Below are 12,344 nucleotides of genomic sequence, written 5' to 3' on the forward strand. Positions count from 1 at the left end.
GCGTCTCATCCAAAAATACGTCGTTATTTATCAGAGACTGCCCCCTGCAACGAGCTTCCTTGCAGCTCAGAAAGTGTTTAGGATGTCCTGTATGTTTATGGACAACAATAGTGATATATAGGGTTTTTAAACTTTCATTTACTATAAAAACAGTTTGTTTACAGAGTTTAGGAAATCTTTGTGTGAACCAAGATTTTTAATCTCGCCATTAAAGTCAATATTTTGAACTAGGTAATGCCGTGCTTTTTCAAAACTAAATTTTTTAAGTCTCTTTCCTGTTAATCCAGATGCTTCGGTTAAGACTTTTTTTAAATAACCTTTAGGATCTGAAAGTCTTTCAATATTACTAGGTTTTGGTAAGTTTAATTTCATATTTCCGTTTCTATTTTCTGCAGCTATTCGAATGCTTCTTTCACTAACTAACAACCAAGACTCTAACATTTTTATTGGAATGATAGGAACTACCTTGATATTTTTGTTAATATGCTTTGTTGCATTAAGTATTTCTTCTTTCCTAACATCAACACCAGCATTATCTGCATCCCTATGAATGAATATGCAATTTGCGCCAGGCCTGTATTTTAAAGCTGCATCGACTTTAATCTTGACATCTCTCCCAACAGGTTTTGGAAATATTGAGAAGTCGGGGCACTCTCCATCGGCCTCGTCAGCACCACATTCAATTAATGTACTTTTAATATGATCTATTAGTGATGAATCTGAAGAGCCTTCACATATGTATAGAAAGTTAATCTTCATTATTCTTCACCCCAGAATATATCCATACTAATCTGAGCACCTTCAGGAACCTTTAGATATGTCATTATGCTAGATATACTGACAGTGCTGCATCCAGCATCTAGCTTGTTAGATCTCCAGCTCTTGAATATTGGTTTACACCTTATTGTATTTGCAGGCCTGCCAAATGGACCTTTTACTTTTACTACATCAGCTAAAACTAAGTCATTTATGTCTTGGAGTTGTACCATTATTGGTGAATGTGTAGCTATTACCATTTGCCTTAATGGGTTTACTTCTGATACTTCATCATCGCTGTCAACAGAGATCTCTCTTAGTAATTCTAACATTGCGCTAAGTTTGGCTGGGTGAATACCATTTTCTGGTTCTTCAAAGCATAATAGTCCAGTAAATTCAGCATCCTCTGAAATAATACTTAAGGTAAGAAATCGTAATGTTCCATCAGATAACCCTCTTGCAGGGATAAATGCTCCTGATTGCTCTTTAACCTGTAGAGTAAATATATCCCTCTTTAAATCTTCATCAATTTTAATATCACTAACTTTTGTTATGTTATTCATCTTTCTGATGATTCGATCTAAAGCAGAACTATCTTTCTTGAAAATTTTGTGGAGTGTAGAAGCTAAATAGTCACCATTAGAACTGATCTTTCTAGGATCCCTGAATGAGTTGGATCGTCGCATGGATGAAGGTTCTAATGCAATAAACATCCAAGATTCCATTTCTCTCTTTGCAGCCAGAATGGTTGGTAACTCAATAGAGTTAGTATTGGCTATTACACTTCTTGGTGCTAGTCTAGCAGGAATTTTTTTCGTTTGACCACTAGATCCCCCATCCTGGTGGATATGAATTTCAACTATACCATCATCTGCAGTATTAGTACTTATAAATGCTGTTCCTTTTCGTCTATTAACCACCACCTTATCTCTGAATTTACTAGCAGATAGTGGGAACTTCAATTTTTCAGTAGCATCATTTTTTAGAATATGTTTTAAATATTCATGAATTATTTCAATTTTGTTGTTTCCATACTCGTCAATACCAAGCCTTAATTCTATTTCGTATCTTAAATATGTTGATTTAACACTTGCCTTTCTTCCAAAGTCATCAGTGACATCTTCAGGGACAATCATCTCTGCGGCAATTTTTATGCGGTCATGCCGATCTTCACCATCTGTAAAAAAAATATCATTAATATCTCCAAACTCTTGGTTTTCTCTAACTAAAGATGCAGCACTATGTATATCATTGTTAGTAAGTAGTGATAGGAGTTTAATTGCATCAAATATATTGGATTTACCTACACCATTCAGTCCGGCGATACAGGTAACCGGTCCAAAATCTAAAGTAAAGTTTAGTAAGTTCTTAAATCCATCGACTTCTAGTCTAGTTAACATGTTCTGCATCCAAGAGAAAGTAAGCGTTAAACACATAGTATCTACATTGTTGATACTATTCAAATTTTAAGTTGAAAATAAGTAATGATTTAGAAAAGAGTACTGCTAGTGAGAATGGCTGCATACTTAGACGAAAAGGATAGGCGCGATCACCACCTTTATCTAGTAAGTAACACTTAGCTATTCAAAATCAGTAGAATACAGTAGTGATATAATTTACAAGTAATAACTTGGATTTAGATAGACTATCTAACAGGAGTCATAGTTTATTCTGGGATTTTATTCGGGTGAGGATAAAATCCCAGAGTTTAGCTTGGCCCAAAAGCCAAGCATTGAAATTCTTTATTGATGAATAAGTTTGCCCCCCTTGATGACATCCACCAACGGATTCACGCCGTAGCTGTAGGCGAGTTCCGCTGGGGTTGAGATCCGCCACAGGCAGAAGTCGGCATCCATTCCCTGGCGCAGCATGCCTATGCGCTGTTCACGACCCAGAGCGCGGGCGGCGTTGCGGGTGACACCGGCCAAGGCCTCTTCCGGCGTCAGGCGGAATAGGGTGCAGCCCAGGTTGAGCATCAACAGGGTTGAGCAGATGGGGGAAGTCCCCGGGTTGAAGTCGCTGGCCAGCACCATGGGCACCTGATATTGACGCAGCAAGGCTATCGGTGGCATCCGGGTTTCCCGCAGGAAGTAAAAGGCGCCGGGCAACAGGGTGGCGCAGGTGCCGCTCTCGGCCAGGGCCTTGACCCCGGCTTCATCCAGATACTCGATATGATCCACAGACTTGGCCCCCAGACGGGCGGCCAGTATTGAGCCGCCCATGTTGGAGAGCTGCTCGGCATGCAGCTTGATATCCAGCCCTTTGGCCTTGGCGGCGCTGAGAATGGCTTCTGTCTGCTGCAGGTCGAAGGCGATATTTTCACAAAACACATCGACGGCATCGGCGAGATCTTCCGCCAATATCTGAGGCAGCATCTCCTCGATTACCAGTTGCACATATTCCTGCTCCCGGCCTTGATATTCGGCCGGGAAGGCGTGGGCGCCCAGGAAGGTGGTGATCACATCCACATGGTGGTGTTTGCCCAGCTCGCGGGCGACCCTGAGCAACTTGAGTTCGGTGGCGGTTTCCAGCCCGTAGCCCGACTTTATCTCCACCGTAGTAACCCCTTCTTTGGCCAGGGCGTTGAGGCGGCGACGAGCCTCGTCGAACAGTTCGGCCTCGCTGGCCTCACGGCAGGCCTTGACCGTGCTGATAATGCCGCCACCGGCACGGGCGATTTCTTCATAGCTGGCGCCCTTGAGACGCAGCTCGAACTCGTTGGCGCGGTTACCGGCAAACACCAGATGGGTATGGGCATCTATCAACCCGGGGGTCAGCCAGCCGCCTTTGCCTTTGTAAACCGGAGTTGCCAGCACGTCGAAGGCAGGCAGGTCGCTGCGCTTGCCAATCCAGGCTATTTTGCCATCTTTTACTGCCAGGGCTGCGTCGGTGATGGCGCCATAAGCCTCTGATAAAGAAGGGTCCATAGTGGCAATATTGATATCTATCCAAACCTGATCCCAGGACATGCTTGCTCCTTGTTGTTTGCCTTAAAGCTGGTCGCGGTGGCGGCAACCGCCGTGATTTTGTGAGCTAACTTGTATTTACTTGTATATACAAGCTAGGATTATAGCCGAGTTTTTCAGCAGATTGAAACCAACATAGAGTCGATTCGATGAGCACAGCCAAGTTCGCCCGCATTAAACAGTACATCTCAGACCGCATTGAGTCAGGCGAATGGGTGGAGCACTCCAGGGTGCCTTCCGAAAACCAACTGGCAGAGCTGTTTGAGTGCAGCCGGATGACGGCCAGAAGGGCCTTGACCGAGCTGGTGGACAACGGCGTGCTGGAGCGCAGTCAGGGGCTGGGTACCTTTGTGGCCGAATTCAAGTCGCAGTCATCCATGTTGTCTATCCGTAATATCGCCGATGAGATCAAGGCCCGCGGCCATGGTTACAGCGTGCAGGTGCTGGAGCTGACCGCCATAGAGGCCCTGGCGCCTATCGCCATCGCCCTGGGGCTGGAGACCGGCAGCCGGGTGTTTTACTCGGTGCTGGTGCACTGCGAAGAGGGGCTGCCGCTACAGTTCGAGGAGCGCTTCGTAAACCCTCAGTTAATCCCCGACTATCTGCAGCAGGATTTCAATTTGCAGACCCCTCATGAATATCTGTCGCAGGTGGCGCCTTTGACCGAGGCACGCCATACCATAGAGGCGATAGTCGCCAATGAACAGATACGCGCCCGCTTGGCGATTCCCGCCAGCGAGCCTTGTTTACAGATACTGCGCCGCACCTGGTCACGCCAGGGGGTGGTGAGTTTTGCCCGGCTGATCCATCCCGGCAGCCGCTTCCGTCTCGGAGGACATCTGACCTTCAGAGGCGAACATAAAGCTAAATAAAAACAACAAAATAAACCACAAGACAAGCAACAGAGGAATGGAAGTTTATGGATAAGAGACATGATCCGGCGCGCAAAATTATTGCGCCGACCGGCACCACTCTGAACTGCAAGAGCTGGCAGACCGAGGCGCCGCTCAGAATGCTGATGAACAACCTGCATCCGGATGTGGCCGAGCGCCCCGAGGATCTGGTGGTTTACGGCGGCATAGGCCGCGCCGCCCGCGATTGGCAGTGTTTCGACAAAATCGTCGAGGTGCTCAAGCGTCTGGAAGAGGATGAAACCTTGCTGGTGCAATCCGGCAAGCCGGTGGGAGTATTCAAGACCCACAGCGATGCCCCCAGGGTGCTGATCGCCAACTCCAACCTGGTACCCCACTGGGCCAATTGGGAACACTTCAACGAGTTGGACAAGCAAGGGTTGGCTATGTACGGCCAGATGACCGCCGGCTCCTGGATCTACATAGGCACCCAAGGCATAGTCCAGGGCACTTATGAAACCTTTGTGGCCGTGGCCAAGCAGCATTTCGACGGTGAAGCCAAGGGCCGCTGGATCCTGACCGGTGGCCTGGGCGGCATGGGCGGTGCCCAGCCTCTGGCCGGTACCATGGCCGGTTTCTCTGTGCTGGCCTGTGAAGTGGATGAGACCCGAATCGATTTTCGTCTGCGTACCCGTTATCTGGACAAGAAGGCCCATAGCCTGGACGAAGCTCTGGCGATGCTGGAAGCCGCCAAGGCCGAGGGCAAGCCGGTTTCCGTGGGTTTGCTGGGCAATGCCGCCGATATCTTCAGTGAGCTGGTTGAGCGCGGCATTACTCCGGATGTAGTGACAGACCAAACTTCGGCGCACGATCCGCTGAATGGCTATCTGCCTCAGGGCTGGACGCTGGAGCAGGCCAAGGAGATGCGCCTCAAAGACGAGGCCGCTGTGGTCAAGGCCGCCAAGGCTTCCATGGCGGTGCAGGTTCAGGCCATGTTGGCGCTGCAAAGCCGTGGCGCCGCGACCCTGGACTATGGCAATAACATCCGCCAGATGGCGTTTGACGAAGGCGTGGCCAACGCCTTCGATTTCCCCGGTTTTGTTCCCGCCTATATCAGGCCGCTGTTCTGTGAAGGCATTGGCCCGTTCCGCTGGGCGGCGCTCAGTGGTGACCCTGAGGATATCTACAAGACAGATCAGAAGGTGAAAGAGCTGATCCCGGACGACCCACACCTGCACAACTGGCTGGATATGGCCCGTGAACGTATCGCCTTCCAGGGGCTGCCGGCCCGTATTTGCTGGGTTGGCCTCAAAGACCGCGCCCGTCTGGCGCTGGCCTTCAACGAAATGGTGAAAAACGGCGAGCTGTCGGCGCCTGTGGTCATAGGCAGGGATCACCTGGATTCCGGCTCTGTGGCCAGTCCCAACCGGGAAACCGAATCCATGCTCGACGGCTCGGATGCCGTCTCCGACTGGCCACTGCTCAATGCGCTGCTCAATACTGCCGGTGGCGCCACCTGGGTGTCGCTGCACCATGGTGGGGGTGTCGGCATGGGCTTCAGTCAGCACTCTGGGGTGGTGATCCTCTGTGACGGCAGCGAAGCCGCCGCCAAGCGGGTATCCCGGGTATTGTGGAACGATCCGGCCACGGGCGTGATGCGTCACGCCGATGCCGGCTATGAGATTGCCAAGCGCTGCGCCAAAGAGCAGGGCCTGGATCTACCTATGTTGGAGGACTGATGATGACCACTCAAATCACTCTGACACCGGGAAGCCTGACCCTGTCTGAACTGCGCAGCATCAGCCGCGCGCCAACCCAGCTGCAATTGCACCCGGAATCGCTGGCGGCCATCAACAGCAGCGCCGCCGTGGTGCAAAAAGTATTGGATGAGGGCCGCACGGTTTACGGCATCAACACCGGCTTTGGCCTGTTGGCCAACACCAAGATTGCCCCGGCGGATCTGGAACTGTTGCAGCGCTCTATCGTGTTGTCCCACGCCGCCGGTACTGGCCAATTGATGCGCGATGAAACCGTGCGGCTGATGATGGTGTTGAAGATCAACTCACTGTCCCGCGGGTTTTCCGGGATCCGTCTCGAGGTGATCAACTTCCTGATCGCCCTGGTCAATGCCGGTGTCTACCCTTGCGTACCCGAGAAGGGCTCAGTGGGGGCCTCGGGCGACTTGGCGCCGCTGTCGCACATGTGTCTGCCGATCATCGGCGAGGGCGAAGTGCGTTATCAGGGGCGTATCATGCCCGCCATTGAGGGCTTGAGTATCGCCGGGCTGAAACCGATTGAATTGGCTGCCAAAGAGGGCCTGGCCCTGCTCAACGGCACCCAGGCATCGACGGCGCTGGCACTGGAGGGCTTGTTCCACGCCGAGGACCTGTTTGCCGCCGGCTCTGTGGTCGGCGCCATGAGTGTCGAGGCGGCCATGGGCAGTCGCAGCCCGTTCGACCCGAGAATTCATGCGGTGCGCGGCCAAAAGGGCCAAATAGACTCGGCGGCAGTATTTCGTCATCTGTTGGGGAGCGGCTCCGAGATTGCCGAGTCACACGCCAATTGTGAAAAGGTGCAGGATCCCTACTCCCTGCGCTGTCAGCCACAGGTGATGGGTGCTTGCCTGACACAGATCCGTCAAGCGGCCGAAGTGCTTGAAATTGAAGCCAACGGCGTGACAGATAACCCGCTGGTGTTTGAAGATACCGGCGAGATCATCTCAGGCGGTAACTTCCATGCCGAACCCGTGGCCATGGCGGCGGATAATCTGGCGCTGGCGATTGCCGAGCTGGGGGCCATCAGTGAGCGCCGCATTGCGTTGCTGATCGACTCCAACCTTTCCAAACTGCCGCCATTCTTGGTGGAAAACGGTGGGGTTAACTCGGGCTTTATGATTGCCCAGGTGACAGCCGCGGCACTGGCCAGTGAAAACAAGACCTTTGCTCATCCGGCCTCTGTCGACAGCTTGCCGACCTCGGCCAACCAGGAAGATCATGTTTCCATGGCGACCTTTGCTGCCCGCAGGCTCAAGGATATGGCGGAAAACACCCGTGGCGTGCTGGCTGTGGAACTGCTGGCTGCGGCTCAGGGGCTGGATTTCCGCGCGCCGCTGCAGCCAAGCCCGGCGGTAGCCAAGGCCAAGGCTGAACTGCGCGAGCGGGTTGCCTTCTATGACAAGGACAGGTACTTCGGTCCGGATATCGCCAAGGCCACCGAGCTGCTGGCGAGTGGGAGCTATAACGCCTATCTGCCAAAGGAGCTACTGCCAAGCAGTCTCTAAACCACAAAGCGCCTGCAGGCCCTTTGGCATCTGGACGGCAAAACAGTTCGCATATGAAATACAAAGAGCGCCAGTTGGCGCTCTTTGTTTATCAAATTAACACAATGCCTAGAGGCTGGTGTTACCAGGCATCCAGTTCTGTGATCTTTAGGTTCAGCAGCTGTTTCTGCCACTGGTTTTTATCGACTCCTTCAACCCAGATTACCGAAGATTGCCGCTGCTGGCCCTTGCGCAGATAGGTTTCCGGCATACGTTTGATGGCACGCCAGACCTGTAGCTCCTCTTCTTTCATCTTGCGACCCTGATCGTTATAAAAGCTGACGCTGATCAGAACTTCGACCATATCTTCACTGCTGTTGCTGCCGAGTTCGAAGATCAGGCCCAGTTTGTCACCTTGCCACTGCGTCTGCAGCAATGAAACACTGACCCCTTCCCTGGCTGTCTTGCCAAGCAGTCCGGGAGTGGTCATGGCGCTCTGAGTCAGTTGCTCAGCCGTGGCGGCTTGGTTTACCTCAGACTTGGGCGCCACTGCCACAGTGCGGGTGCCGGTATTGGCTGCGCTATTCGATAGCTCGGCCACCACATCTTCAGTCACAGTTTCGGGTTCGGCGGCGCTGATCACCGCCTCTGTGAGCACATATTCCCAGGTAAAATCATCTTTGAGTATGACTCTGGCGCCATTTTCCAGAGTGACTTCAGCCACCTGGGCCGGCTCGGCGATGGCAAAGCTTGAGCTCAGTATCAGTGCCAGGGCGCTGACGGCAAAGCCGGGTTTGAAAAGATTTTGTTTCGACATGAAAAAATTCGCTTGGCTGAATCCTGCGTCAACAATAACCGGGCTAACCTGGGCTGGCAATGACGAAAAACACAAACTTAGCCCGGCATGCAGCAAGCCGGTATATTCAGATGCCTTTACCTCAGATGAGGATGTTGCCCGGCATAGTGTAAGCCTTGGCGACAAAGAGGGTCAGAACCGGTCCGCGTTCAGTTGCAGCACAAAAGTAATGCTCTCTTATACTTTAACTACGGTAGAGCATTCTATGACACCGCCACCCAGCTTTTCGTCGAATTACACCATTCAATGAAACAATCACCGAGTTTGTAACTCATTGGTCAGCGTTTACTTACAACATACCCCACTATATGATCCCGCTCTTAGTCTATCTGATAGTTTGGAGAGGGTATGCCGTCGAATACCAAGGCCTGGTTGTCGAAGGCTCTGCAATTTGGCGGAGGATGCTTTTACCTGTTGCTGGCCTCATGGAGTCTATTCCATGTGGCAGGTTGGGTGGGCACACTACCTGATCATAGTGAGCACTGTCAGGAATCGATACTGCTCAGCAGCTGGTCGCCGAATAAAGATTGGCAGGCCGACGTCAGCTTTTCCAACTGCAGTCTGCATGGACGTAGGCACTGGCAGAGCCACTTAAGCTTGACCGATCTGGAATCGGGACGTCAATTCCCCGGTCTGCTGGTGGTATCCGGTCGCCACGATGAGTTGAAACTCGACTGGTACAATCACAGACAATTATCCATTTCCGGGCTTCCCATAGATCACCTTGAACACTTCCAACAGCCGCAGGGAACCGAAATAGTCCTCACCTTGAAAGGTGATTGAACGCACACTTTCCAACAAGGATGAGATCGACTGTTCAGCCAAAGTTAACACCTGTATGTTACTCTGCAACCTGGCCTGGGTTGTAGGTCGGGATGAGTGATTTTCTCTGAGAGGTTAATTTTGGATAACTTGGACAAAGACTTGAGATTCGAACTGTCACACTGGTTGTCACAGCTGGGGATCAACAGCCAACCAGCCGATGGTTTGTCCACTTCGCTCATGGTGCTCGCCTGCCTGCTGCTGGCAGGGCTGGCATATTTCATTGTTCGTCGCGGTGTGGTGCGGGCGATGAACCTGGTGATTCAACGTTCCAAAGTCACCTGGGACGATATCTTTATGCGCCACAAAGTGCTGGAAAAGCTGGCCATGCTGGTGCCGGCTCTGGTGCTCAACCTGCTTATCCCCATAGCACTGACAGAACATAAACTGTTGGCCGGTCTGGTCGATAGGCTACTCAGTATCTGGCTGGTCGTCTTGCTGATCCGCGCCGCCTATTCGGCATTGGATGCGGTCAACGAGGTAGCTGACGTTAAGCTGATTAGCCGTCGTCTACCGGTGAAGAGCTTTGTGCAGCTGATCAAGCTGTTCCTGTTCTTTGTTGCCATCATTATTTCCATTTCTGTGCTCGCCAACCAGTCTCCTGTCTACTTCCTCAGCGGCCTGGGTGTCGCCACAGGTTTGGTGATGTTGGTGTTCAAGGACACCATACTGGGGTTTGTCGCCGGTATTCAGCTAGCGGCTAACCGCATGGTCAGCACAGGTGACTGGATCCAGATGGATAAATACGGTGCCGATGGCGCGGTGGAAGAGGTATCTCTGACAACGGTCAAGGTTCGCAACTGGGACAAAACCATCACCATGATCCCGGCCTATGCGCTGGTATCAGATGCCTTCCGCAACTGGCGTGGTATGTCTGAGTCCGGCGGCCGCCGAATCAAGCGCTCGGTCAACATAGATATCAACAGCATACGTTTCCTGACCGAAGAGGACAGGAAGAAACTGGAAAAGATTAACCTGTTGAAAGAGTACCTGCCGAAGAAGATCCATGAGATTACCGAGTCCAATGCCAAGGTGTCGGATATCGAAATGCCGGTCAATGGCCGCAGGCTGACCAATGTGGGGACTTTCAGAGCCTATCTGCTGGAGTATCTCAAGCACCACGACAAGGTGCATAAGGAGATGACCCTGATGGTGCGGCAGTTGGCGCCCACTACCGAAGGGCTGCCGATAGAACTGTATATCTTCACCAATGATACCCGCTGGGCATATTATGAAGATATTCAGTCAGATATCTTCGATCATATCTTTGCCATCTTGCCACAATTCGATCTGCGTGCCTTCCAGGGCCCAACCGGCAATGATATTCGCAGCTTAAAAGATAATGGAGCCGGTGCAAATAAACCCACGTAGGCTTATTTGCACCTTCCTTAAAGCCCTTCCTTAATCTTTAACGGCCAATACAGTGGCGAGGGTGACAAACACCCCGCCACTGACACGGTCCAACCAATGTAGCCGTTGGCTGCGCTTAAGCCATGAGGCCAGCACACTGGCCATAGAGGCGTAAATCATCACAAAGCTGAAGTCTACCAAGGCCCAGGTGGAAGCCAATACCGCCAGTTGTGGCCCCTGCGGCGCAGTCACATCGATAAACTGCGGAAACAGAGCAGCGAAAAACAGCAGATCCTTGGGATTGCTGATCCCCACCAGAAACGCCTGCCTAAACAGACTGAGAGGATGGCCGTGTCCCTTGGGGCCGACACTCTGCTCAGGCGCATGGGGCTTGGTAAGCAGCAATTTAATCCCCAGATACATAAGGTAGGCGGCACCGCACCATTTGAGCAAGGTAAAGCCGTATTCGCTGGCATGCAGCAGGGCGCTCAGCCCGGCGATGGAAGCCAACATCAACAGCAGAGCCGCACTGACACTCCCCAAGGCCGTGGCCAGACTGCGGCGTTTACCAAAATGGATCCCGTGAGAGATAGACAACATGGCGATCGGGCCGGGGGAGATGGCTATCAGTAAGATCGCAAACAGGTACAGCAGGAAGGTCTGGTGATCCATAATTTTGTATACAAAGTTTCCGGGTAAGCGTCACTATAGTCCTGTGACACCTGCCGGACAAGACTCACTTGTCCGCTGAATAGTCCGGAATAGCCTTGGGGAAGCGACCACGAATGCCACGATAGAAGGCGATAAGCTGATCCATGTCTTGTTGCATGTCCGCACTCGGCATCAAGGGTTGATTGATCACCACCGCCTTCTGGCTGAAGTCCAACCCCACTGCCACAATCGGTACCCCTGCCTTGGAGGCGATATGGTAAAAGCCTGTCTTCCAGCGTTTTACCGGGCTGCGGGTGCCCTCAGGCGCCAGTGCCAACTTGAAGTTGGGATCCTGACGATACAACTCGCTTACCGCATCGACCAGATTATTGTTCTTGCGTCTGTCTACCGGCCTGCCGCCTATGGCCCTGAAAAACCAGCCCCAGGGTGGAATAAAGAGTTGATGCTTACCGAGAAAGTGGATCTTGACCACCAGAGCCCCACGGGCGAGCACGCCGATAATAAAGTCCCAGTTACTGGTATGGGGCGCCACTATCACCAGGTATTGCGGGGAATCGGGCAGTTGTCCGCGAATTTGCCAACCAAACAGAGCCAGCAGCCATTGGCAGATTTTTTTAAACATAGAGAGTTGCCAAACCTTGAGTTGATTAAAGGTATAGTTCAAAAGTGTTTGGGGTGGGCCGACAGTCCAACCTTGATTAGCTTAGGAGTCTGAACATAGGCAGCACTTCCTCAAGCAGAGGCCTTAAGGAAAATATAATTTCAGTAATATCTCGTTTGTGCAAGCCTGGGTTCTACATCTTGCCAAGGAG

At 51.7% G+C, this 12,344-nt stretch carries 11 protein-coding genes; 5 read left to right on the forward strand and 6 right to left on the reverse strand.

The window, feature by feature from the left end; genetic code table 11:
- Window positions 1-141: 141 nt before the first annotated feature.
- The 3 genes from ACMHXE_RS12850 to hutI all read right to left on the reverse strand — a co-directional run bounded on the left by ACMHXE_RS12850 (window position 142) and on the right by hutI (window position 3,725).
- The gene (locus ACMHXE_RS12850; RefSeq protein WP_413732431.1) at window positions 142-759 is read right to left on the reverse strand and encodes a hypothetical protein; all 618 of its coding nucleotides are present in this window, start codon (window positions 757-759) and stop codon (window positions 142-144) included.
- A complete protein-coding gene (locus tag ACMHXE_RS12855) occupies window positions 759-2,156 on the reverse strand; it encodes an AAA family ATPase (protein WP_413732433.1) in 1,398 nt (465 codons plus the stop codon). The genes ACMHXE_RS12850 and ACMHXE_RS12855 overlap by 1 nt, the downstream gene beginning before the upstream one ends.
- 342 nt (window positions 2,157-2,498) lie before the next feature.
- The gene (hutI, locus tag ACMHXE_RS12860) at window positions 2,499-3,725 is read right to left on the reverse strand and encodes an imidazolonepropionase (RefSeq protein WP_413732435.1); all 1,227 of its coding nucleotides are present in this window, start codon (window positions 3,723-3,725) and stop codon (window positions 2,499-2,501) included.
- A gap of 146 nt (window positions 3,726-3,871) precedes the next feature.
- On the opposite strand from hutI, the gene hutC reads away from it, so the two are divergent.
- The 3 genes from hutC to hutH are packed head-to-tail and all read left to right on the forward strand — an operon-like array spanning window position 3,872 to window position 7,853.
- Window positions 3,872-4,594, forward strand: a complete 723-nt coding sequence (gene hutC / locus ACMHXE_RS12865; RefSeq protein WP_413732437.1) for a histidine utilization repressor — start codon at window positions 3,872-3,874, stop codon at window positions 4,592-4,594.
- A 47-nt stretch (window positions 4,595-4,641) separates the two neighbouring features.
- Window positions 4,642-6,312 carry a urocanate hydratase gene (hutU, locus tag ACMHXE_RS12870; protein WP_144438547.1) on the forward strand — a complete coding sequence of 557 codons (1,671 nt, stop codon included), beginning with the start codon at window positions 4,642-4,644 and terminating at the stop codon, window positions 6,310-6,312.
- Window positions 6,312-7,853 carry a histidine ammonia-lyase gene (hutH, locus tag ACMHXE_RS12875; protein ID WP_412501333.1) on the forward strand — a complete coding sequence of 514 codons (1,542 nt, stop codon included), beginning with the start codon at window positions 6,312-6,314 and terminating at the stop codon, window positions 7,851-7,853. The genes hutU and hutH overlap by 1 nt, the downstream gene beginning before the upstream one ends.
- Before the next feature lie 121 nt (window positions 7,854-7,974).
- On the opposite strand, the gene ACMHXE_RS12880 is transcribed toward hutH, so the two are convergent.
- A complete protein-coding gene (locus tag ACMHXE_RS12880) occupies window positions 7,975-8,649 on the reverse strand; it encodes a DUF3157 family protein (RefSeq protein WP_165565903.1) in 675 nt (224 codons plus the stop codon).
- A 387-nt stretch (window positions 8,650-9,036) separates the two neighbouring features.
- Here ACMHXE_RS12880 and ACMHXE_RS12885 point away from each other — a divergent pair, with 387 nt between their 5' ends.
- Entirely contained in the window at window positions 9,037-9,471 is a 435-nt protein-coding gene (locus tag ACMHXE_RS12885; protein WP_413732439.1) for a hypothetical protein, read from the forward strand.
- A gap of 129 nt (window positions 9,472-9,600) precedes the next feature.
- Entirely contained in the window at window positions 9,601-10,881 is a 1,281-nt protein-coding gene (locus tag ACMHXE_RS12890; RefSeq protein ID WP_224867258.1) for a mechanosensitive ion channel family protein, read from the forward strand.
- Window positions 10,882-10,911: 30 nt separating this feature from the next.
- Here ACMHXE_RS12890 and ACMHXE_RS12895 read toward each other — a convergent pair whose 3' ends face one another.
- Together ACMHXE_RS12895 and ACMHXE_RS12900 are read right to left on the reverse strand one after the other, a co-directional pair.
- A complete protein-coding gene (locus ACMHXE_RS12895) occupies window positions 10,912-11,532 on the reverse strand; it encodes a LysE family translocator (RefSeq protein ID WP_101057359.1) in 621 nt (206 codons plus the stop codon).
- Between the two features lie 64 nt (window positions 11,533-11,596).
- Entirely contained in the window at window positions 11,597-12,154 is a 558-nt protein-coding gene (locus ACMHXE_RS12900) for a lysophospholipid acyltransferase family protein (protein ID WP_287590677.1), read from the reverse strand.
- Window positions 12,155-12,344: the final 190 nt, after the last annotated feature.

This window comes from Shewanella sp. BJSY2023SW007, from assembly GCF_047314525.1.
GTDB lineage: Bacteria > Pseudomonadota > Gammaproteobacteria > Enterobacterales > Shewanellaceae > Shewanella > Shewanella chilikensis.